The 21,975-nt window shown below is 69.0% G+C and carries 16 protein-coding genes; 2 read left to right on the forward strand and 14 right to left on the reverse strand.

The features are described 5' to 3' along the window. Positions 1-316 precede the first annotated feature (316 nt). The 10 genes from P3T39_RS27455 to P3T39_RS27500 all read right to left on the reverse strand — a co-directional run bounded on the left by P3T39_RS27455 (position 317) and on the right by P3T39_RS27500 (position 11,525). Entirely contained in the window at positions 317-2,002 is a 1,686-nt protein-coding gene (locus tag P3T39_RS27455; RefSeq protein ID WP_280701652.1) for a ribonuclease J, read from the reverse strand. Between the two features lie 175 nt (positions 2,003-2,177). Further along, complete coding sequence (gene dapA / locus P3T39_RS27460; protein WP_280701654.1) at positions 2,178-3,077, reverse strand: 4-hydroxy-tetrahydrodipicolinate synthase; 900 nt, start codon at positions 3,075-3,077, stop codon at positions 2,178-2,180. 251 nt (positions 3,078-3,328) lie between these two features. Beyond that, on the reverse strand, positions 3,329-4,063 hold the full coding sequence (thyX, locus tag P3T39_RS27465; protein ID WP_280701656.1) for an FAD-dependent thymidylate synthase: 735 nt from the start codon (positions 4,061-4,063) through the stop codon (positions 3,329-3,331). 52 nt (positions 4,064-4,115) lie between these two features. Next, entirely contained in the window at positions 4,116-4,592 is a 477-nt protein-coding gene (locus tag P3T39_RS27470) for a tetratricopeptide repeat protein (RefSeq protein ID WP_280701657.1), read from the reverse strand. Between the two features lie 7 nt (positions 4,593-4,599). After that, positions 4,600-5,346 (reverse strand): 4-hydroxy-tetrahydrodipicolinate reductase, encoded by a 747-nt coding sequence (gene dapB, locus P3T39_RS27475; protein WP_280701659.1) that lies wholly within the window; start codon positions 5,344-5,346, stop codon positions 4,600-4,602. A 31-nt stretch (positions 5,347-5,377) separates the two neighbouring features. Beyond that, entirely contained in the window at positions 5,378-6,769 is a 1,392-nt protein-coding gene (locus P3T39_RS27480; RefSeq protein ID WP_280701661.1) for a pitrilysin family protein, read from the reverse strand. Positions 6,770-6,839: 70 nt separating this feature from the next. Further along, positions 6,840-9,053, reverse strand: coding sequence for a polyribonucleotide nucleotidyltransferase (locus P3T39_RS27485; protein WP_280701664.1), 2,214 nt, complete (start codon positions 9,051-9,053; stop codon positions 6,840-6,842). A gap of 436 nt (positions 9,054-9,489) precedes the next feature. After that, positions 9,490-9,780, reverse strand: a complete 291-nt coding sequence (rpsO, locus tag P3T39_RS27490; RefSeq protein WP_033253971.1) for a 30S ribosomal protein S15 — start codon at positions 9,778-9,780, stop codon at positions 9,490-9,492. Positions 9,781-9,921: 141 nt separating this feature from the next. After that, positions 9,922-11,379, reverse strand: coding sequence for a type VII secretion integral membrane protein EccD (gene eccD / locus P3T39_RS27495; protein WP_280701667.1), 1,458 nt, complete (start codon positions 11,377-11,379; stop codon positions 9,922-9,924). Then, positions 11,376-11,525: a hypothetical protein gene (locus tag P3T39_RS27500; RefSeq protein ID WP_280701668.1), complete on the reverse strand. Its 150-nt coding sequence runs from the start codon at positions 11,523-11,525 to the stop codon at positions 11,376-11,378. The genes eccD and P3T39_RS27500 overlap by 4 nt, the downstream gene beginning before the upstream one ends. 562 nt (positions 11,526-12,087) lie before the next feature. Between P3T39_RS27500 and eccCa the strand changes: the two genes are divergently transcribed. Further along, positions 12,088-16,041, forward strand: a complete 3,954-nt coding sequence (gene eccCa / locus P3T39_RS27505) for a type VII secretion protein EccCa (RefSeq protein ID WP_280701669.1) — start codon at positions 12,088-12,090, stop codon at positions 16,039-16,041. 442 nt (positions 16,042-16,483) lie between these two features. After that, on the forward strand, positions 16,484-17,896 hold the full coding sequence (locus P3T39_RS27510; protein WP_280701670.1) for an APC family permease: 1,413 nt from the start codon (positions 16,484-16,486) through the stop codon (positions 17,894-17,896). A gap of 123 nt (positions 17,897-18,019) precedes the next feature. Here P3T39_RS27510 and mycP read toward each other — a convergent pair whose 3' ends face one another. The 4 genes from mycP to eccB form a co-directional block, all read right to left on the reverse strand. Then, entirely contained in the window at positions 18,020-19,294 is a 1,275-nt protein-coding gene (gene mycP, locus P3T39_RS27515) for a type VII secretion-associated serine protease mycosin (RefSeq protein WP_280701672.1), read from the reverse strand. Between the two features lie 195 nt (positions 19,295-19,489). After that, on the reverse strand, positions 19,490-19,786 hold the full coding sequence (locus tag P3T39_RS27520; RefSeq protein ID WP_280701674.1) for a WXG100 family type VII secretion target: 297 nt from the start codon (positions 19,784-19,786) through the stop codon (positions 19,490-19,492). Positions 19,787-19,864: 78 nt separating this feature from the next. Continuing rightward, complete coding sequence (locus P3T39_RS27525) at positions 19,865-20,161, reverse strand: WXG100 family type VII secretion target (protein ID WP_280701675.1); 297 nt, start codon at positions 20,159-20,161, stop codon at positions 19,865-19,867. Positions 20,162-20,367: 206 nt separating this feature from the next. After that, positions 20,368-21,957: a type VII secretion protein EccB gene (gene eccB, locus P3T39_RS27530; protein WP_280701676.1), complete on the reverse strand. Its 1,590-nt coding sequence runs from the start codon at positions 21,955-21,957 to the stop codon at positions 20,368-20,370. Between the last annotated feature and the right edge of the window lie 18 nt (positions 21,958-21,975).

The following is a 21,975-nucleotide window of genomic DNA, read 5'->3' on the forward strand; positions in this document are numbered from 1 at the left end:
TGACTTTTGGCACGCTGTTGAGTTCTCAAGGAACGGACGCTTCCTTCGAGCCGCCTTCCAGCGGGCCCTCCGGGCGCTTCGTTCTTTCGTGTTTCAAGCTTATCAGATGTTTTCCGCTCCGTTTCCGGCTCCGGATTTCATCCGATTTGCTTCTGCCTTTCGGCGCTCCCGAACTCTAGCAGAGTTTTTCCGGCTCGCTTTCCGCTCCCGAATTTCGTTCGAGAACTTACGGCGGCCCGTGGGGCAACCCGGAGAACATTACGCACCGGGCTGCCCCACGTCAAACCGAGGCGGCGAACCGAGCCGGACGCGAGGCTCAGACCTCGACGACGACCGGCAGGATCATCGGCCGGCGGCGGTAGTTGTCCGCCACCCACTTGCCGATCGTGCGCCGGACCAGCTGCTGGACCTGGCGCACCTCCAGCACTCCGTCGTTCGCCGACTTCGTCAGCGCCTCCTCCAGCTTGGACACGACAGGGACGAACGCGCTGTCGTCGATGCCGGAGCCGCGGGCCTGGATGGTCGGGCCGCTGACGATCTTGCCGCTGCTGGAGTCGACCACCACGAAGACCGAGATGAAGCCCTCCTCGCCGAGGATGCGGCGGTCCTTGAGCGAGGCCTCGGTGATGTCGCCGACCGACGAGCCGTCGACGTAGACGTAGCCCGCCTGGACCTTGCCGACGATCTTGGCGACGCCGTCCTCCAGGTCCACGACCACACCGTCCTCGGCGATGACGGTGCGCTCGCGCGGGATACCCGTCAGGATGCCGAGGTCGGCCGCCGCCCGCAGGTGGCGCCATTCGCCGTGGACCGGCATCAGGTTGCGCGGCCGGCAGATGTTGAAGAAGTACAGCAGCTCGCCGGCCGAGGCGTGGCCGGAGACGTGCACCTTGGCATTGCCCTTGTGGACGACCTTCGCGCCCCACCGGGTCAGACCGTTGATGACCCGGTAGACGGCGTTCTCGTTGCCGGGGATCAGCGAGGACGCGAGCACGACGGTGTCGCCCTCGACGATCCGGATCTGGTGCTCGCGGTTGGCCATCCGGGAGAGGGCCGCCATCGGCTCGCCCTGGGAGCCGGTGCAGATGAGCACCACCTCCTTGTCCGGGAGGTCGTCCAGGGTCTTCACGTCAACGATCAGGTTGCCCGGGACCTTCAGATAGCCCAGGTCCCGCGCGATGCCCATGTTGCGGACCATCGAGCGGCCCACGAACGCGACCTTGCGCTTGTACTCGTGAGCGGCGTCCAGCACCTGCTGGATGCGGTGCACATGGCTGGCGAAGGAGGCGACGATGATACGGCGATCGGCGTTCGCGAAGACATTGCGCAGAGCCGCCGAGATGTCACGCTCGTGCGGGATGAACCCGGGGACCTCGGCGTTGGTGGAGTCCACCAGCAGCAGGTCCATGCCCTCCTCGGCCAGCTTGGCGAAGGTCGGCAGGTCGGTGAGGCGACCGTCGAGCGGCAGCTGGTCCATCTTGAAGTCACCGGTGGCGACGACCATGCCGGCCGGGGTGCGGACGGCCACCGCGAGGGCGTCCGGGATGGAGTGGTTGACCGCGATGAACTCGCAGTCGAACGGGCCGATCCGCTCGCGCTGGCCCTCCACGACCTCCAGCACGTACGGGCGGATCCGGTGCTCGGCAAGCTTGGCCTCGATCAGGGCGAGGGTCAGCTTCGAACCGATCAGCGGGATGTCCGGGTTCTCCCGGAGCAGGTACGGGACGGCGCCGATGTGGTCCTCGTGCCCGTGGGTCAGCACGATGCCGTCGATCTTGTCCAGGCGGTCCCGGATGGACGTGAAGTCCGGCAGGATCAGGTCGACACCGGGCTGCTCGTCCTCGGGGAAGAGGACGCCGCAGTCGACGATGAGCAGGCGGCCGCCGTACTCGAAGACCGTCATGTTGCGGCCGATCTCACCGAGGCCGCCGAGCGGAGTGATACGGAGGGCGCCCTCCTTCAGGGCTGGTGGCGCGCCGAGTTCGGGGTGCGGGTGGCTCAAAAGACTCTCCTCACGACGCACGCCATATGCCCGGGGGTCATCCCCCTCAAGACATATGGCGTGCATACTTCGATGGTTTCCTACATTTCAGGTCCTGGTGCTCTCACGCCTTCGTCCGGTCCAGCGGCGAGCTCGCGAGGAGCCCGGCGAGCCGGGGCGCGCACGTCTGTGTCTGCTACAGGTGTACCCCGCCGGCGGCGAGATCCAGCCTCAGTCGGGCAATCTCCTCCGGTGTGGCGGAGACCAGCGGGAGCCGCAGCGGCCCGGCCGGGTGGCCCTGGAGGTTGAGTGCCGCCTTGCTGAGGATGACGCCCTGGGTACGGAACATGCCAGTGAATACCGGCAGCAGATTCTGGTGGATGGCGGTGGCCTTGGCGACCTCGCCCGCCAGATAGGCGTCGATCATGGTGCGCAGCTCGGCGGCGACCACATGGCCGACCACGCTGACCACACCGACGGCGCCCACCGAAAGCAGCGGCAGGTTGAGGATGTCGTCCCCGGAGTACCAGGCCAGGCCACTGCGGGCGATGGCCCAGGAGGCGGCACCGAGGTCGCCCTTGGCGTCCTTGTTGGCGACTATCCTCGGGTGCTCGCCGAGCCGGACCAGTGTCTCCGTGCTGAGCGCGACACCGGAGCGGCCGGGGATGTCGTACAGCATCACCGGCAGCTCGGTGGCGTCGGCAATGGTGACGTTGTGCTGGTACAGGCCCTCCTGCGGGGGCTTGCTGTAGTACGGCGTGACGACCAGCAGGCCGTGGGCACCGGCCGCCTCGGCCTGGCGGGCGAGCTCGACGCTGTGGTGGGTGTCGTTGGTGCCGACGCCCGCGACGACGTGCGCCCGGTCTCCTACCGCCTCCACCACGGCGCGAACCAGCTGGGCCTTCTCGGCGTCGGAGGTGGTCGGGGACTCGCCGGTGGTGCCGTTGAGCACCAGGCCGTCGTTGCCGGAGTCCACGAGGTGCGCGGCCAGGCGCTGTGCGCCGTCGAGGTCGAGACCGCCGTCTGCGGTGAACGGGGTCACCATCGCGGTCAGGACCCGGCCGAAGGGAGTCTGAGGGGTGGAGGTCGGAGCCATGCGTCCAAAACTACTCGTAGGCGGCCGGAGGGTTACCAGGCCGGTCCAGGGTTCGGACAGGTGGTGCCGCGGCGGGAGCCGGGCGGACGAGTTGCGGACGGGCGGGCACCGGGCCCGAGCATGGGACCCCGGTGCTGCATGCTCGGGGGTTCATGCAGCACCGGAATCCGTGGCTTCGAGCCTAGGGAGCGCCCGGGACAGCCGCAATCCGGACGGGCCCGGCGACCCGCCCATATGCATATCCGCCCAGGTCAGGGCGCGACACGGCCATGAGTGTTGAAGGCCGCATGGGTGAGCGGCATGAGCTTGGCCCACTCCGCCTCCATCTGCTCGCCGACCATCTCGATCTCGCGCTGCGGGAAGGAGGGAACCGCGGAGTTCTCCTTCTTGGTGCGCAGCGAGAGGAAGTGCATCAGCGAGCGCGCGTTGCAGGTCGCGTACATCGAGGAGAAGAGACCGACCGGCAGCACCGCACGGGCCACCTCACGGGCGACACCCGCTTCCAGCATCTCCCGGTACGCCTCGTAGGAGGCCCGGTACGAGGACTCCATCGCCTCGGTGGTCACCTTGTGCTGCTCGGGCGTGCCCTCGACGAACTCGTACTTGCCGGGGCGGCCCTGCTGGATCAGCTTGCGGTCCTCGGCGGGGACGTAGAAGACCGGCTGCAACTCGCGGTAGCGACCGGACTCCTCGTTGTACGACCAGCCGCTGCGGTGCCGGTGGAACTCGCGGAAGACGAAGATCGGCGCACTGATGAAGAAGGTCATCGAGTTGTGCTCGAAGGGGGTGCCGTGGCGGTCCCGCATCAGGAAGTTGATCAGTCCCTTGGACTTCTCCGGGTCCTGCTGGAGCGCCTCCAGGGACTGCTCACCGGCGGTGGAGACCCGCGCTGCCCAGATCACGTCCGAGTCGGCCGCGGCACTGCGCACCAGCTCGACGCTGACGTCGCCACGGAACTGCGGGGCCAGACCCGCTTCGTCGGTCACGCGAAGATCCTCCTGAGATGAACTGAGTTGAGCCATTGATGACGGCGACAGCCTAGCCCGCCGCCACCGGGTCGGAAGCCTCGCGCGAGCCCGCCGCGTCGTGCAGCTTGATGGCGTGCTGCATCGCCTTGCGGGCGCGCGGTACGTCGCCCGCGTCCGCGTACGCGACGGCGAGGCGGAAGAAGACCCGCCAGTCCCCGGGCGCCGCCTCGGCCTCCGCCTTGCGGCGGGCGAAGACCTCGTCGGCCGAGGCCCGGTCGATCCGGCCCCCCGAGGTGCGCCTGAGCTCGTCCACCGGCAGCCCGCCCTCGGCCTCCAGCTCGCGGGCCAGCCGCTCGCTGGCCCGGCCGAAGCGGATGGTCTGGCGCAGGAACCAGACGCCGATCGCCGGGATGACGAAGGCGCAGAGGCCGATGCCGATGCCGAGCGGCTTGCCGGTGGCGATCAGCTGGACGCCCTCGCCGACGCAGACCACGGCGACCAGCAGCAGAACGCCGGAGAGTACGAAGAAACCGGTGCGTGAGGTCATCGACGGCTCACAGGTCCAGGAAGTGTTCGAGGCCGAAGGTGAGGCCCGGGTGGTCCGCCACCTTGCGCACGCCGAGCAGGATGCCCGGCATGAAGCAGCTGTGGTGCAGCGAGTCGTGACGGATCGTCAGCGTCTCGCCGGTGTCACCGAACAGCACCTCCTGGTGGGCCAGCAGCCCGCGCAGCCGGACGGCGTGCACCGGCACCCCGTCCACGTCCGCGCCGCGCGCGCCCTCCAGAGCGTGGGTCGTCGGGTCCTGCTGCGGCTCCCGGCCGGCCGCCGTGCGGGCGGCGGCGATCAGCTGGGCGGTGCGGGTGGCGGTGCCGGAGGGAGCGTCGGCCTTGCGGTCGTGGTGCAGCTCGACGATCTCGACCGACTCGAAGTACTTGGCCGCCGCCTGCGCGAACTGCATTCCGAGGACGGCACCGATGGAGAAGTTCGGCGCGATCAGCAGACCCGTCCCCGGGCTTGCCGCCAGCCAGCCGCGGACGGTGGCCAGGCGCTCGTCCGTCCATCCGGTGGTGCCGGTGACGACATGGATGCCGTTGCGGAGGCAGTGGTCGAGGTTGCCCATCACCGAGTCGGGGTGGGTGAGTTCGACGGCGACCTGGACACCGGCCGCGTCGAGCTCCTCCAGCTTGGAGTCGCGGCCCAGGGTCGCGACCAGTTCCAGGTCGGCGGCGGCTTCGACAGCCTTGACGGCCTCCGAGCCGATCCGTCCTCCGGCTCCGATCACGGCAACGCGCAGCGTCATCTCAAGTCACCCTCTCAGTCCAGCAGGTCGGTCAGTGCAACAGGTCGGCGAGCGCGGCGGCCCGCTTGTCGCTGATCGGGCCGATCAGGGCGAGCGAGGGCCGGTACGCACCCAGCACATCACGCGCCACCGCCTGGACGTCCTCCAGGGTGACGGCCGCTATCTTCGCCAGCATCTCGTCCACCGACAGGTGGTGGCCGTAGCAGAGTTCGGCCTTGCCGATCCTGTTCATCAGCGAACCGGTGTCCTCCATGCCCAGCACGGTGGAACCGGAGATCTGCCCGATCGCACGGTGCAGCTCCTCGGCGGTGATGCCCTCCTCCACCACCTTGGCGAGCTCGGCGCGGCAGATCCTGAGCACCTCCTCGGCCCGCTTGGGCTGGCATCCGGCGTAGATGCCGAACAGGCCGCTGTCCGCGTACGAGGAGGAGTACGAGTACACCGAGTACGCCAGGCCGCGCTTCTCGCGGATCTCCTGGAAGAGCCGCGAGCTCATACCGCCGCCGAGGGCCGCGTTCAGCACGCCCAGCGCCCAGCGGCGCTCGTCGTGCCGGGGGATGCCCGGCAGACCGAGGACCAGGTGGGCCTGCTCGGTCGGGCGGTTGAGGACCTCGATCTTCCCCGCGGTGCGCAGCGCCTTGACGGCCTTGGGCAGCTCGGCCGGGTGACCGGTGGACTTGGCCAGCACCGGGGCGAAGGCACGCTCGACCAGCCGGACGACCTTCTTGTGGTCGAGGTTCCCCGCTGCCGCGACGACCAGCTGCTCGGGCTTGTAGCGACGGTGGAAGAAGCCCGCGATCTGGTCGCGGCTGAGGTTCTTCACGGTCTCCTGGGTGCCCAGGATGGGTCGGCCGAGCGGCGAGGACCCGTAGATGACCTTGGCGAAGAGGTCGTGCACCACGTCACCCGGGTCGTCCTCGGCCATCGCCATCTCCTCGAGGATGACGCCGCGTTCGGCTTCCACGTCCTCGGGGCGGATCAGCGATCCGGTGACCATGTCGCAGACCACGTCGATGGCCAGCGGCAGGTCGGTGTCGAGCACCCGCGCGTAGTAGCAGGTGTTCTCCTTGGCGGTGAAGGCGTTCATCTCACCACCGACGGCGTCCAGGGCGGACGAGATGTCCAGCGCGCTGCGCCGGGCGGTGCCCTTGAAGAGCAGGTGCTCCAGGTAGTGGGTGGCGCCGTTCAGCACCGGGGTCTCGTCCCGGGAACCGACGCCGACCCAGATGCCGAAGGTCGCGGAGCGGACCGTCGGCAGGGTCTCGGTGACGACCCTCAGGCCGCCGGGAAGAACGGTACGGCGTACCGTGCCGGCGCCGTCGACGCCCTTGAGCAGGGTTCGAGTGGTGCCGGGACGCTGAGTCGCCGCCGGGACCTGGGCGGACGGCCGGGCGTTCGTCAACTTGGGGAGCCCTCCATGCATGGGAACAACAGGGTGCGGCCCGCACGCCCAGCGAGGCGTGCGGGCCGCGGAGTCGGCTAGCGGCGAGCCGTCACTCGGAGTCGGAGGCGGCGGCGCCGCTCTCCTCGCCCTCGACGACGGGGATCAGCGAGAGCTTGCCGCGCGGGTCGATCTCGGCGATCTCGACCTGGACCTTGGTGCCGACCGCGAGCACGTCCTCGACGTTCTCCACGCGCTTGCCACCGGCGAGCTTGCGGATCTGCGAGATGTGCAGCAGGCCGTCCTTGCCGGGCATCAGCGAGACGAACGCACCGAAGGTCGTGGTCTTCACCACGGTGCCCAGGTAACGCTCGCCGACCTCCGGCATGGTCGGGTTGGCGATCTGGTTGATCGTGGTGCGGGCGGCCTCGGCGGCCGGGCCGTCGGCGGCACCGATGTAGATGGTGCCGTCGTCCTCGATCGTGATCTCGGCGCCGGTGTCCTCCTGGATCTGGTTGATCATCTTGCCCTTGGGGCCGATGACCTCACCGATCTTGTCCACCGGGATCTTGATGGTGATGATGCGCGGCGCGTTCGGCGACATCTCGTCGGGCGCGTCGATGGCCTCGTTCATCACGTCGAGGATGTGCAGGCGGGCGTCCTTGGCCTGCTTCAGCGCGGCGGCGAGCACCGACGCCGGGATGCCGTTCAGCTTGGTGTCCAGCTGGAGGGCGGTGATGAAGTTGCGGGTACCGGCGACCTTGAAGTCCATGTCGCCGTACGCGTCCTCGGCACCCAGGATGTCGGTCAGGGTGACGTAGTGCGTCTCACCGTCGATCTCCTGGGAGATCAGGCCCATGGCGATACCGGCGACGGCGGCCTTCAGCGGCACACCGGCGTTCAGCAGCGACATGGTCGAGGCGCAGACCGAGCCCATCGAGGTGGAGCCGTTGGAGCCGAGCGCCTCGGAGACCTGGCGGATGGCGTACGGGAACTCCTCGCGGGTCGGCAGCACCGGCAGGAGCGCGCGCTCGGCCAGGGCGCCGTGGCCGATCTCGCGGCGCTTGGGCGAGCCCACGCGGCCGGTCTCACCGACGGAGTACGGCGGGAAGTTGTAGTTGTGCATGTAGCGACGGCGCGTCTCCGGGGAGAGCGTGTCGAGCTGCTGCTCCATGCGGAGCATGTTCAGGGTGGTGACACCCAGGATCTGGGTCTCGCCGCGCTCGAACAGCGCCGAGCCGTGGACGCGCGGGATGGCCTCGACCTCGGCGGCCAGGGTGCGGATGTCGGTGACACCGCGGCCGTCGATACGGACCTTGTCCTTGATGACGCGCTCGCGGACGATCTTCTTGGTCAGCGCGTTGTAGGCGGCGCCGATCTCCTTCTCGCGGCCCTCGAACTCCGGGAGCAGCTTGTCGGCGGCGATCGCCTTGATGCGGTCCAGCTCGTTCTGGCGCTCCTGCTTGCCGGCGATGGTGAGCGCCTGGGCCAGCTCGTCCTTGACCGCGCTGGTCAGGGCGGAGAGCACGTCGTCCTGGTACTCCAGGAAGACCGGGAACTCACCGGTCGGCTTGGCGGCCTGGGCGGCCAGCTGGGACTGCGCGGCGCACAGCACCTTGATGAACGGCTTGGCGGCCTCAAGACCGGAGGCGACGATCTCCTCGGTCGGGGCCTCGGCGCCGTCGGCGACCAGCTTGATGGTCTTGTCGGTGGCCTCGGCCTCGACCATCATGATCGCGACATCGCCGTCCGGAAGGACGCGACCGGCGACGACCATGTCGAAGACGGCCGACTCCAGCTCGCTGTGGGTCGGGAAGGCGACCCACTGGCCCTTGATCAGCGCGACGCGGACGCCACCGATCGGGCCGGAGAACGGCAGGCCCGCCAGCTGGGTGGAGGCCGAGGCGGCGTTGATGGCCACCACGTCGTACAGGTGGTCCGGGTTGAGCGCCATGACGGTGACGACGACCTGGACCTCGTTGCGCAGGCCCTTGACGAAGGACGGGCGCAGCGGGCGGTCGATCAGGCGGCAGGTGAGGATGGCGTCCTCGGAGGGCCGGCCCTCACGACGGAAGAACGAACCGGGGATCCGGCCCGCGGCGTACATCCGCTCCTCGACGTCCACCGTCAGCGGGAAGAAGTCGAAGTGCTCCTTCGGCTGCTTGGACGCGCTGGTGGCCGACAGCACCATGGTGTCGTCGTCGAGGTAGGCCACGGCGGAACCGGCGGCCTGACGGGCCAGACGGCCGGTCTCGAAGCGGATGGTACGGGTGCCGAAGCTGCCGTTGTCGATGACGGCCTCGGCGTAGAACACGTTCTCTTCCACCTGGAAGATCTCCTCTTTCGTACGTCTCCCGAGGAGCGCCCCTGCGCTTTGCCTACCTGTGGCCCGGGCAGTCTGGGCCGGTCTTCGATCGAAGCCTCCGGGCTGTCCGTTCGTGGGACTCCCGGCGGCCACTACCGAGGACCGGCGCCTCTCGGCCTGCTGGTCGGCGGTCGCGTGTGGACGCTCCCTGGGATGCGGGCGGCTTCCGTTTGAAGCCAGCGGCCCGCTCGGTGATGTCGTGCTGCCTCGGTTCTCATGGCGTCTTGCCGACACCATGACCGGGCATGCCCTTCACCTTACAAATTCACACCCTACAGATCCCGCCATTACCACGCGTGCGGAAAGGAGTCTCTGCGGGAGCCCGTGTGCCGGACTCCGCGAGGATGCAGCGAGGGGCGGCTCCCCCGGGAAGGGGAGCCGCCCCTGCGCGGCGGTCTTAGCGGGCGCCGCCGGCGGCACCGCGGCGGATGCCCAGACGGTCGACGAGCGTACGGAAGCGCTCGATGTCCTTCTTGGCCAGGTACTGCAGCAGGCGACGACGCTGACCGACCAGGATCAGCAGGCCACGACGGGAGTGGTGGTCGTGCTTGTGCAGCTTGAGGTGCTCGGTCAGGTCCGAGATACGGCGGGAGAGCATGGCGACCTGGACCTCGGGGGAGCCGGTGTCGCCCTCCTTCTGGCCGAACTCGGCGATGATCTGCTTCTTGACGTCGGCGGCGAGAGCCACGGCATCTCCTTCAAGGTTTCGGCCCGAGTGATCCTGGTAGGCAGCACAAGATCTGACAGAACTCGGACTGCCCAAGCGTACCAGCGCCCGCCGTCGGCCCTGGCAGAGGGGCGGCGGCGGGCGCGGGGCGGTCTGTCCGGGTCAGCTGGTGGCGCCGCGGACCAGACCGTAGATGTCCAGCACGGCGAGGGCCAGCGGGACCAGCGAGATCAGCATCAGGCCGTCCACCATGTCCAGGATGCGACCCCAGAACGGCGAGACGCCCAGGCGCGGCACGACCAGGGCGATGGCCGTCAGCACGGCGGCACCGAGGGCGATGGAAGCGCCGAGCCAGATCGTCCGCAGGTCGGTCTCGGTCGTGCTGGCCGCCTTCAGGATGAACAGCGGGGTGTGCAGCGACAGGCCGAGGATCAGCAGGCCGAGACCGACCAGGCCGGCGATGGTCAGGCTGAAGACCTGCGCGGTGTAGCGGAACAGCCGGGCACGCAGCATGGTCGAGACACCGAGCGCCAGCGCCAGCAGCTCACCGAACATGGTGTCGCTGAAGCCGAGCACCGTGCAGGCTCCGACGATCACCGCGGAGCAGCCGCCGACCAGGCCGACCAGCACCTCGTGGCCCCGGCGGGCCTGGTGGGCGATCTTCTCGTACTGGACGGTCTCGGCGCGGTTGGTGTCCTCGCTGAAGCTGCGGCCCCGGGTGCGGGCCTGGCCGGGGGCGCTGAAGCCGACGGGCAGCCGGGCGAAGCGGGCGGAGAGCGCGGGCAGGAAGCCGATCACGGCCACGGCGGCGACGCCGGTGACGGCGGCGATGTGGGTGGCGGGGGTGCCGGAGAGCAGGACGCCCGCGAAGGTCGCCAGGGTGCCTGCGGCGGCCAGGAAGGAGGAGGCCACGAAGACCGAGTCCTTCTCCGGCAGCAGGCCGACCAGCAGCACCGAGACCACCAGCACGGCCACGCAGCCGACCAGGAACTGGAGCCGTCCGGGGCCGTCGCCGACATGCGCGACCGCGATGATGCCGCTGCCGGCGATCAGGGTGTGCGGCAGGGCGCCGAGACCGAGGGCCAGCCCGGCGTCGTGGTCCTGGTAGACCCGGGCACGCACCGCGGCGAAGGTGACCAGGGTGACGGCGGTCACGCCGGAGAGGATGCCGGGCAGGCTGTGCATGTCGTGGCGCAGGTCGGAGAACCAGAGCGCGAAGCCGAGCAGCACCAGCAGCACGGTCGAGCCGATCAGGCCGAAGGCCCGCATCAACTCGGGGCTCCAGAACCGGCGGTCGGCCTCGACGGCGCTGGCGATGGCGTCGGCCACGTCGTCGTAGACGGCCGGCGGCAGCGACTCGGCGAACGGACGCAGGCTCAGCAGGTCTCCGTCGCGGACCTGCTGGGCGGCCAGCGGCAGACCGCTGTCCAGGACCGTGCCGTCACGGCGGACCAGGTGGAAGCCGGTCGGCGCACCGTCCGCCTGGGTCTGCCCGGAGAGCCGCAGCACCTCGGGGTAGACGTCCGCGAGCGGCACGTCCTCCGGCAGTGCGACGTCGATCCGGCTGTCCGGCGCCACCACGGTGACCCGGCAGAACCCGGTCGTTGCATTCGCGCTCATGCGTCCACCTCGCTGCGCTCGGAGTTCGCTTCGCTCAATGCGCACCCCTCGATGATTCGCTCGCTCAATGCGCTCTCCTCGCAGAACTCGGCGAGCGCTCCGCGCAACGCGCAGCCCCTCGTTGTTCGCTCGCTACGCTCGCTCACCGGAGCTCTCCCCCTCGTTGACTGGCTGTTCGTCAGCTTGCCCAAGAGGTCGACCCGGAACTGGCACGGACCGACCGAGACTTGGCGCGGCGTTACCCTACCGCCAGGCGGCCCCGCGCTCCCAGCGGGCCCCGGCCGGGCCTGCGACGGCTCTGCGCATCTTGGGTGCGCCTTTGGTGGGGCTTTGGTGAGGGGTCACCGCCCACGGGAGCGGGTGCGGCGCACGGTGACGGCCGGTCACCTTCGATCGCCGTGCCGTGACCGTCACAAGGCTTTGCCCCTGTGGTCAACGGACCCGGGCAGACCAGTAGGATCGGCCCCTGCGCAAGGCGTACGGGGGCGAATATGCGCGGCCCTGGGGCGCTTGCGGTCGGCGGAGCGGGGGCGGCGTCATCACACGGGGCGCCCTCACCCGTACGTATCCAGTTGCGTGAGGGCTGATGCCAGTGAGCGAGCGAAGCGAGCGCCCCGTTGAAGGGTGCGCCGTGAGCGAGCGGAGCGAGCGAACCGAGAAGAAGGTGCGCGAAGCGACCGACGAGCGGAGCAAGGGGGTCGTAGTCGCATGAGTGTGGTGACCGTCAAGCGTCCGGCACGGGCATATCCGCCCGCAGTGCCGGAGGAGCCGGTGGAGCTGGTACCTCCACCGGAACTACCCAGGTCGGGTGGCGATGACTGGCTGATGTCCCTGCTCCCGCTGCTCGGTATGGGCGGGTCTGCGGCATTCCTCTTCTCGCCCGGTGCCCAGGGCCCGATGAAGATGATGGGCGTCCTGATGATCGCCTCCACCGCGGGTATGGCGGTGGCTCAGATCGTCAAGGCCCGCAAGGGCGGCAGTGCGGGGACCGCGGACGAGCGCCGCGACTACCTGAAGTACCTGCAGCAGATGCGCCGCCAGGTGCGTCGAACCGCCGAGCGCCAGCGCGGTGCACAGCTGTTCCTGCACCCGGAGCCGGACCAGCTGTGGTCGATCGTGGCCGAGGGCCGCAGGTTGTGGGAACGCAGGCCGGGAGACCCGGACTTCGCGCAGATCCGGCTCGGCCGGGGCCCGCAGCAGCTGTCCACTCCGCTGGTCGCGCCGCAGACCGCGCCGCTGGACGAGCTGGAGCCGCTGGCTGCCGCCGCGATGAAGAACTTCCTGACCTCGCACGGCACCCTGCAGGACCTGCCGCTGGCGGTCTCGCTGCGTGCCTTCTACCACATCACCGTCTGCGGCGACCCGGACACGGTGTACGGCAATGTCCGGGCGATGATCGCCCAGTTGACCACCCTGCACTCGCCCGACGATCTGATGATCGCGGTCGCCGCCGCGCCCGGCGCGGTGGACGAGTGGGAGTGGGCGAAGTGGCTGCCGCACACCCAGCACCGCAAGGACAGCGACGGCGCGGGTTCCCGCCGCCTGATCGCGACCGGGCTCGGCGACCTCGAGTACCTGCTGGAGAACGAGCTGGCCGGCCGCAAGGGCTTCTCCCGGGACACCGTCCCGTCGCCCGACCAGCCGCACATCGTGGTGATCATGGACGGCGCCGCGGTGCCGCACGACTCGATGCTGGCCGGCGCGGAGGGCGTGCAGGGCGTCACCGTGATCGAGGTCGTCCCGGGTGAACTGGACGAGCCCAGCGGGCACTTGGTGATCTCGCTGACCAAGGACGAGCTGCTGCTGGAGTCCGCCTCCGGCGCCTCCTACTCGGGCGCGCCGGACACCCTGTCCTCCTGGCAGTCGGAGGCGCTGGCCCGTCAGCTGGCCCCCTTCCGGGTCTCGGCGGGCGGCGACGAGGGCGACCCCTCGCTGGTCAGCATGGACTTCACCGAGATGATGAGCACCGGCGACCCGGGCTCCTTCGACCCCGCCCGGCACTGGCGTCCGCGTCCGATGGCCGAGAAGCTGCGCGTTCCGCTCGGTGTCGGCACCAACGGCGAGTACGTCTGGCTGGACATCAAGGAAGCCTCGCTGCAGGGCATGGGCCCGCACGGTATGTGCGTCGGCGCCACCGGTTCCGGCAAGTCCGAGGTGCTCCGCACCATCGTGCTGGCACTCGCCGTGACCCACTCCTCCGAGGTCCTCAACCTCGTCCTCGCCGACTTCAAGGGTGGTGCCACCTTCGCCGGTATGGCGGAGATGCCGCACACCGCGGCCGTGATCACCAACCTTGAGGGCGAAGCCACCCTGATCGACCGCATGCGCGACGCGATCGAGGGCGAGATGAACCGCCGCCAGGAGCTGCTGCGCGCTGCCGGCAACTACGCCAACATCAACGAGTACGAGCGGGCCCGCGCGGCCGGTGCCGCCCTGGACCCGCTCCCCTCGCTGCTGATGATCATCGACGAGTTCTCCGAACTCCTCACGGCCAAGCCGGACTTCATCGACCTGTTCATCCAGATCGGCCGAATCGGCCGTTCGCTGGGTATGCACATGCTGCTCGCCTCGCAGCGACTCGAGGAGGGCAAGCTCCGCGGTCTGGACACCTTCCTCTCCTACCGCCTGGGTCTGCGCACCTTCTCGGCCGCCGAGTCGCGGGCCGCGATCGGTGTGCCGGACGCCTACCACCTGCCGCCCATCCCGGGTGTCGGCTACCTGAAGTTCGGCTCCGATGTGATGGAGCGCTTCCGGGCCGCGTACGTCTCGGGCCCCTACCGCCCGCCGGGCCAGCAGCGGACCAGCGGCGGTCAGGTGATCACCGCACAGCCGGTGCTGTTCACCGCCGCCGAGGTGCCGATCATCGAGCCGGTGGTCGAGGAGGTCGTCGACGAGGTCGAGGAGGTCGACGACTCGCTGCTCGACACCATGCTCGACGTCTTCGTCCAGCGGATGATCGGCCAGGGTCCGCCCGCGCACCAGGTCTGGCTGTCCCCGCTGGAGGAGGCGCCCAGCGTCGACCAGCTGGTGCCGCCGCTCCAGGTCACCCCCGAACGCGGGCTCACCTCGCCGGAGTTCGGTGCGCTCGGCCGCCTGGTGGTACCGGTCGGTATCGTCGACAAGCCCCGCGACCAGCGCCGCGACGTGCTGTACCAGGACTACTCGGGTGCGGCCGGTCACGGTCTGATCGTCGGTGGCCCGCAGTCCGGCAAGTCCACCCTGGTGCGCACCATGGTTGCCGGCTTCTCCGTCACCCACACCCCGCAGGAGACCCAGTTCTACCTGCTGGACTTCGGTGGCGGTGGCTTCCAGGGGCTGGAGGGCCTGCCGCACGTCGGCGGGGTCGCCGGGCGCCTGGACGTCGACAAGGTGCGCCGGATGGTCAGCGAGGTGCACGGGGTGCTGAACCACCGTGAGGACCTGTTCCGCACGGCCGGGATCGACACCATCGGCACGTACCGGACCCGGCGGGCCGGCGGCCAGCTGCCGGACGAGCAGTTCGGCGACGTCTTCCTGATCATCGACGGCTGGCTGACCTTCAAGCAGGAATTCGAGATGCTGGAGCCGGTGATCTCGGACATCGCCCAGCGCGGTCTCGGTTACGGCGTGCACATCATCGTGACCGCCGCCCGGTACGCCGAGGTGCGTCCGGCGCTCAAGGACCTGCTGCAGAACCGCACCGAGCTGCGCCTCGGCGACTCGATGGAGTCCGAGATCGACCGCAAGGTCGCGCAGAACGTCCCGGCGGGTGCGCCGGGCCGCGGTCTGACGGCGGCCAAGCTGCACTTCCTCTCCGGTCTGCCGCGCCTGGACGGCTCGTCCGGTACGACCGACCTGGGTGCCGGTCTGGCCGGCCTGGTCGAGGCGGTCAGCTCCGCCTGGACCGGACCGCGTGCCCCGCAGGTGCGCATGCTGCCCGCCGTCCTGGACGGGAACGCACTGCCCAAGGGCTTCGAGCACCCTGAGCTCGGCATCGCCTTCGCCGTGGACGAGACCGAACTCGCGCCGGTCTTCCTCAACTTCGAGAGCGACCCGCTGTTCGTGGTCTTCGGTGAGAGCGAGTCGGGCAAGTCGGCGGTGCTGCGCATGCTCATCAAGCAGATCACCGAGCGCTACACCCCGGACCAGGCCGGCATCGTGATCGGCGACTTCCGCCGTTCGCTGCTCGGCGTGGTTCCGCCGGAGTACCTGGTCGAGTACGCGGCGGCCGCGCCCGCCATGTCCTCGATCGTCGAAATGCTCCGGGGCGCCTGTGCCCGCCGTCTGCCGGGCCCGGACGTCACGCCCGAGCAGCTGCGCAACCGCAGCTGGTACAGCGGCAAGGACATGTTCGTGATCGTGGACGACTACGAGCTGGTCGCCACCGCCTCGGGCAACCCGATGGCGCCGCTGGCCGAGTTCCTCCCGTTCGCCCGGGACATCGGTCTGCGCATCATCATCGCGCGCAGCGCCGGTGGTGCAGGCCGCTCGCTCTTCGAGCCGGTTATGCAGCGGATGCGCGAGCTGGGCGGGCAGGGTCTGCTGCTCTCCGGTGACAAGAACGAGGGCGCGCTGCTCGGCGCGGTCAAGCCCCAGCCGCTGCCGCCGGGCCGTGGCGTGATGGTCACTCGCCGGATGGCCGCAGGTCAGACGGTCCAGGTGGGCTGGCTGCCGACGCCGTAACTCTGAGTGAAAAGAAAAGGCCGGGTCCGGTGCGGACCCGGCCTTTTCCGTCCCACGTGCTGAAACGTTATCGAGTTTCTTGCATGACTTTGCTGCGGTTCTCGTTGCCCGACCGGGCGATTGGACTCCTTGGAGGACCACCTGGCCCAGCCGGTGCCCGTCCGGTAGACGACCTTGGAAACATTGGTCGCAACCGTTAGTTTACCTTCGATTCAAATACCATGTAGCGAAAGTAACAAATAGGACATGCTTGACGATCACTCTGCGCAACCATCGGATCCTCTGTCTCAAGACCCTTGACCTGCGGATTCCGAAGCAGATCGGCCGTTGACGCAATCAATACGGCACGGTTCCATGGCTCTTCGGGAGCGACCAGGACCAGGCACCAGCCAGCGGAGGCGATAGCGCTCCCTCCCCCCTCACCGAGTCGATCGGAACGCCCATGACCGACACGCTTCGCCCGCCAATCGACGCAGCCCCCACTGCGACGACTGACAGCCCCGACGGGGCGCCCAAGAAGCTCAGCCGTTCGCTCGGCGTCGTGGGCGGCACGCTGCTCACGCTCTCCTGCGTGACCCCCGCCTCCTCGCTGTTCGTGATCGTGCCCAGCCTCTTCAACAGCCTGGGCACGGCGACGGCGCTGACCATCGGGATCGGCGCGATCATCTGCATCGCGGTGGCGTTCTGCTACTCCGAGCTGGGCACCCTGATCCCCAGCGCCGGTGGCGAGTATGCGATGGTCGGCACCCTGGCGGGCCGGTTCTCGGGCTGGCTGGTGTTCATCCAGTCCCTGATCGTGGTGATGATCGTTCCCTCGGTCATCGCCCTCGGTACCGCCGACTACCTGGCCCCGATCGTCCACATCGACCCGCAGGTGGCCGGTGCGGGCGTGATGATCGCCGCCACCGTCGCCGGTCTGCTCGACCTGCGGGCCAACGCCTGGATCACCGGCATCTTCCTGGTGCTCGAAGTCATCGCCGCCGGCGTGGTCTCCTTCCTCGGCTTCGCACACAGCGAGCGCGGCTTCGGCAGCCTGCTGCACGGTGTGACCGCCGATGCCAGCGGCGCCACCAGCCCGGTCGGCCTGGCGGCCGTCCTGGCCGCGATGGGCACCGCACTCTTCGTCACCCAGGGCTTCAGCACCGCGATCTACCTCTCCGAGGAGCTGGAGAACCCGCGGCGCAACGTCGCCCGCACCGTGCTGTGGACGCTTGCGCTCTCGGCTGTGGTGATCATGGTCCCGGTCGTCGCCATCACCGTCGGCGCCCCCGACCTCACCACCCTGACCGGTGGCGACATCTCCGCGATGGTGGCCGGCTGGAGCGACTCCGCGCTCGGCACCTTCATCAGCCTCTGCATCGCACTGGCCATCATCAACGCCGGCATCGTGATGGTCATCCAGAACTCCCGGGTGCTCTTCGCCTCCGGCCGCGACCAGGCCTGGCCCGCCCCGGTCAACCGGGCCTTCGGCACCCTCAACCGCTTCAGCGCCCCGTGGGTCTCCACCCTCGCGGTCGGCATCCCCGGCGCGGTGCTCTGCTTCGTCCCGAACACCATGCTGACCAACATCACCGGTGTCGCCGTCGCCGCGCTCTACCTGCTGGTCGCCGTCGCCGCCCTGTTCTCCCGCCGCAAGCACCACAAGCACGCCCCCGCCTGGCGTCAGCCGCTCTGGCCGGTGCTGCCCGTCCTGCTGATCGCTGCGCTGCTCTACGTGCTGACCCAGCTGGACGTCACCGCCCTGCTGTGGACCGGCGGCATCACCGCGGCCGCCAGCCTCTACTGGCTCTTCTACCTCCGCCCCCGGCAGGACACCCACTGGGTGATCACTCTCCCCGAGGACGAGCAGATCTGAGCGCCGAAAACCGAGACGGGCCCGGCCTCCCCATCGATGGGGAGGCCGGGCCCGTCTCGGTTTTCCCGCCTGCTCCTAGGCACGCGGTCCGCCATGCAGAGCCTTCAGCGCGCGGACACCGCGTCAGCCCTCGCTGCGACGGCGGTAGTCGCGGACCACTATGGCGCCACCGGCCAGCCCCGCGACGATCAGCGCGCCCACACCCAGCACATAGGTGCCGGTACGTCGGTCCCGCTGGGCCTGGGTCTCCTCCAGACCCAGCGGCTGCGCGACGATCTTCGTGGTGTCCAGCCTGACCTGCGCGTCCGGGTGCGGCTGGTCGGCCGGCTTGGTTTCGCTGCGGACGGCCTTCACCGGGTCGACCACACCCCAGCCGACGAACCGGTTCGGGCCGCGCTCGGTGCGCTGGGCGGTCTGCTCGATCCGGGTGCGGATCTGCGCGGCCGTCCAGTCCGGGTACTCCTGCTTCAGCAGCGCGGCCACACCCGACACGTACGGCGCGGAGAAGCTCGTGCCGTTGTCCACGCACTGACCCGTCTTGGGGACGGTGGACAGCATCTCCACGCCGGGAGCCGCGATTTTGACGAAGTCGCCGTACTGGGAGAACGAGGCCCGCTCGTTGTTGCGGTCCGAGGCACCGACCGAGAGCACGGTGTCGAAGGCGGCGGGGTAGGTGTCGCCCTCACGCCCGTCGTTCCCGGAGGAGGCGACCACGACGATCTTCGCTTCCTCGGCCTTCTTGATGACCGCCTGGAGATCGGCCTTGCGGTCGAAGTTGCCCTGCTCGTCGGTCGAGCGGACGTCCTGGGAGATGTTGATGACACCGACGTGCTTGTCGATCGCGATGTTGATGGCCGCGATCAGGCTCGGGACGTCTCCGTTGCCCTGGCTGTCGTTCTGCCGGATCGAGAGGATCCGGGCCCCCGGAGCCAGCCCGACGAAACCGGTCTTGGAGTACGGACCGGCCGCGATGATGCCGGCCACCTTGGTGCCGTGGCCCACGGTGTCGTCCGTGCCGGTCCCGTCCACCTTCTTGCCGGTGGACTGGTCGATCAGCAGCGACCCGCCGTCGTCGACCTTGCCCTTCAGCTGGGGGTTGGTGTTGTCCACCCCGGTGTCGATCACCGCGACAGTCACCCCGGCCCCGGTGATCTTGCCACCGTTCCAGAGCTGGTCGAGCAGCACTCGCTGGAGCGCCCACGGGACGTTGGGCACGTCCGCGGCCGGGGAGGCGCACTCCGCCGATGCCGCTATCCCCAGCGGCGACCAGTGCACTCCCGCAGCGTCGGCCGTGTTCGGCGAGGGATCTGCCGCGTACGCCGGAGCGGACGCGATCGTGCCGATCACCCCCAGCGCGACCAACCCGGCGGCAGCCCTGCGGTAGGTACCCAACGACACCTGTCTTCCCCTCTGATCCACCCGATGTCGTGCGCGCGGCACACCACGCGCTAGGGCCTGTCCGGTCGATCGTGTCGGACGCGTGACGCCGCGCGTTGGTCCGACTGGATCGACCGGACAGGCCCTAGGGGCGGGCGCCCGTGTGGACACCCGCCCCGGTGCACTACTGCCGTGCCCCGGAACGGGGCCTTCGGCTCACGCGTTCCAGATACCGGCGTTGCGGCTCTCGGTCGCCTGGTAGCTCTGGGCCGCGTTGTCCAGCGAGGTCGCGATCTGGCTCAGCGCCTGCTGGAGGTCGGCGGCCTTGGCGTCCCACTGCGCCTGGCGGGCCTGGTAGCCCTCCTGGGCCGAGCCCTGCCAGCTGGAAGCGATCCGGCTCACGCCGGCCTTGAGCTCCTCCAGCTGCGACTGGATACGCGAGGCGGTCTGACGGACCTCCTGGCTGGCGTTCTGGATGGTCGAGAAATTAACGAGAATGTGCGCGTCGGACACGGTGTCTCCCTCGGGATCGAATCATGGCGGCCGTCAGCTCGGCCGATGAGTAGCAGCGCGCGGCGTGATGCCGACGGCTCAGGCGCCCCGCATGGACGACTGCTGCTCCTGCTCCGTCTGCGAGTAGGCCTTGGTCGTGGCCTCGATCGCCTGCTTGATCTCGTCGAGCACCTTGTTCAGCGCGGTAGCGTCCTCGTTGAAACGCTGCTGCAGCTGCTGGTAGGCCGCGGCGGCCTGGCCCTGCCAGCCGGCCTTGATCTCGTCGACGAGAGTGTTGAGCCGCTGAATCTCGCCCTGGATCTGACCGTTCACCTCACCGATACGGTTGGCGAAAGCAGTCATTTCCTCAGCGGTCGTCGTAAACTGACCAGCCATGGTCCACCGTCCCCCATGAGACAGACTTCCTGACGGACGGTCTTGGCGCAGAGCATCCGTCGAACACCACGGTGTGATGTCCTCCAGCACTGTAGCCGCCGAGCGCAAGTCACCCAACACCGGGAGCCGGGTAGTTACCAGACCATGACACTGTGCCAGATATCTCCACCTGACACAGCGTCAATCCGTTCAACCGGTCGGTCTGATCAGGCGTTCTGCGGCTGAACTGCGGCAGCGGTGCTGAGCACCGGACCGGGCGAGACCAGGTCGGACCACCAGCGCGGCACCAGGGAAGGCTGGACCTTGTCGTAACCGAGCCTGGCCTGCGCCTCGTTGGCCTGCGGCTGTGCGGAGCCGGCCTGCGGGTCGGCCGGCTGGCTCGGCGCGGCGGACGCCTGACCGCTGGGGCCGTCCATACTGCTGGGCACCGAGTAACGCAGACCCGTCTCGGTGATCAGGAAGGTGCTGCCCGAACTGTCCACGCCGCCGTTGCCGTCCACGGCGCGGTAGAGCAGGCCGTGGCCGGGCGAGACGTGTGCGGTGGCGGAGGCGCTGCTGACCGCTGCCGGGTAGTCGGTGTCGGCCCAGACCGTCCGCTTGACGTTCTTGCCGTCCATCCCCTCGTAGGTGCTGCAGAGCACCGTACGGCCCTTGCCGTTGGCGCTGAAGTTCACCGCGTGCTCGGCGGGCTGCTCCTTCGGCAGGTCCGAGGTGTCCTTGAGGGTCGTGCTGTCCATGCTGCCCTTGAGGGTCGCGTAGTCGCCGGGCGAGAGCTCGGCCAGCTTCGGCGTGCCGTCGTAGATGTTCCTCAGTGCCGGGCTGCTGCGCATCAGTTCGGCCTGGAAGGCGGTGATCTCGAACAGCCGGTCGCTGCCGACCACGTAGAAGGTCTTGTTCTGGTACGTGAGCAGCCGGCCGACCTTGCGCTCGCTCGGCTGGGAGATCCTCACGGTCGAGGCGGCACCGTTCCTGGCGCCGGGGACCTGGGGGAACTTGACCGGCGCTCCGTTGCCCAGGGTGTCCAGCCACTCCTTGGTCACCTGCTGCGGCTTGGCGTCGCTGCCGAACAGCGCGGCCTCAAGACCGGTGCGCTCGATCGCGGTGGTGTCGAAGTCGCCGACCGCGTGCTTCAGGCCCTGCGAGTCGATCAGGTACTCGCTGCCCGGCCGGTCGTCGGTCTCCTGCGGGCCCTGCACGAACAGCCACTGACCGGGCGCCAGCACCAGGTCGGGCCGCTCCAGCTTCTTCTTGTCGGTATCGGCCGCGATGAACAGCGACTGGTTGATGGTCGCCTGGATCTCGCCGTTGCCCGGACGGTCGCAGACCGACCACAACTTCGGGGTGGCGGCGTCCTCTGAGCTGGGCAGCTTGTCGGGCGCGTACTGGATCCCGATGGTCGCGCCGTGGTCCTTGTACGCGTCCAGCGCCGAGTCCACCACCGGTACGACCTTGGCCCCGGCCGGGAGCACCAGCCTGGCCGAGGCCATGTTGAGGACCTGGTGCAGCACCTTGACGTTGGTCTTGGGGTCGACCAGCACCACATAGCGCGTGGTCGACTGCGTGCCCTGGATGATGTTCTTCCCGTCGTCCCAGCCCTTGGGCGCGGTGGGCTTGATGACGCCCCACATCCCGAAGCCGGCCACCACGACGGCCGCCACCACCAGGCTGGGCAGTACGGCCCTGACCGGACGCGGTGCGTCCTCGTCGCTGCCGCCACCGCTCGGCAGCAGAAAGGCGCCCACCATGCGCTTGCGCGCGAAGGTGTAGGCGTTCAGCTCGTCACGGCGTGATGCCATCTCGTCGTCTCCCCTGTT

It is taken from the genome of Kitasatospora sp. GP82 (assembly GCF_029892105.1).
In the GTDB taxonomy this organism is placed as follows: domain Bacteria; phylum Actinomycetota; class Actinomycetes; order Streptomycetales; family Streptomycetaceae; genus Kitasatospora.

What these genes read in the sequence shown, in the direction of transcription:
- dapA (WP_280701654.1), bottom strand. Translation starts at nt 3,077, where the DNA reads ATGGCTCCGACCTCCACCCCTCAGACTCCCTTCGGCCGGGTCCTGACC.
- P3T39_RS27470 (WP_280701657.1), bottom strand. Translation starts at nt 4,592, where the DNA reads ATGACCTCACGCACCGGTTTCTTCGTACTCTCCGGCGTTCTGCTGCTG.
- dapB (WP_280701659.1), bottom strand. Translation starts at nt 5,346, where the DNA reads ATGACGCTGCGCGTTGCCGTGATCGGAGCCGGAGGACGGATCGGCTCG.
- P3T39_RS27480 (WP_280701661.1), bottom strand. Translation starts at nt 6,769, where the DNA reads ATGCATGGAGGGCTCCCCAAGTTGACGAACGCCCGGCCGTCCGCCCAG.
- eccD (WP_280701667.1), bottom strand. Translation starts at nt 11,379, where the DNA reads ATGAGCGCGAATGCAACGACCGGGTTCTGCCGGGTCACCGTGGTGGCG.
- eccCa (WP_280701669.1), top strand. Translation starts at nt 12,088, where the DNA reads ATGAGTGTGGTGACCGTCAAGCGTCCGGCACGGGCATATCCGCCCGCA.
- P3T39_RS27510 (WP_280701670.1), top strand. Translation starts at nt 16,484, where the DNA reads ATGACCGACACGCTTCGCCCGCCAATCGACGCAGCCCCCACTGCGACG.
- P3T39_RS27525 (WP_280701675.1), bottom strand. Translation starts at nt 20,161, where the DNA reads ATGGCTGGTCAGTTTACGACGACCGCTGAGGAAATGACTGCTTTCGCC.
- eccB (WP_280701676.1), bottom strand. Translation starts at nt 21,957, where the DNA reads ATGGCATCACGCCGTGACGAGCTGAACGCCTACACCTTCGCGCGCAAG.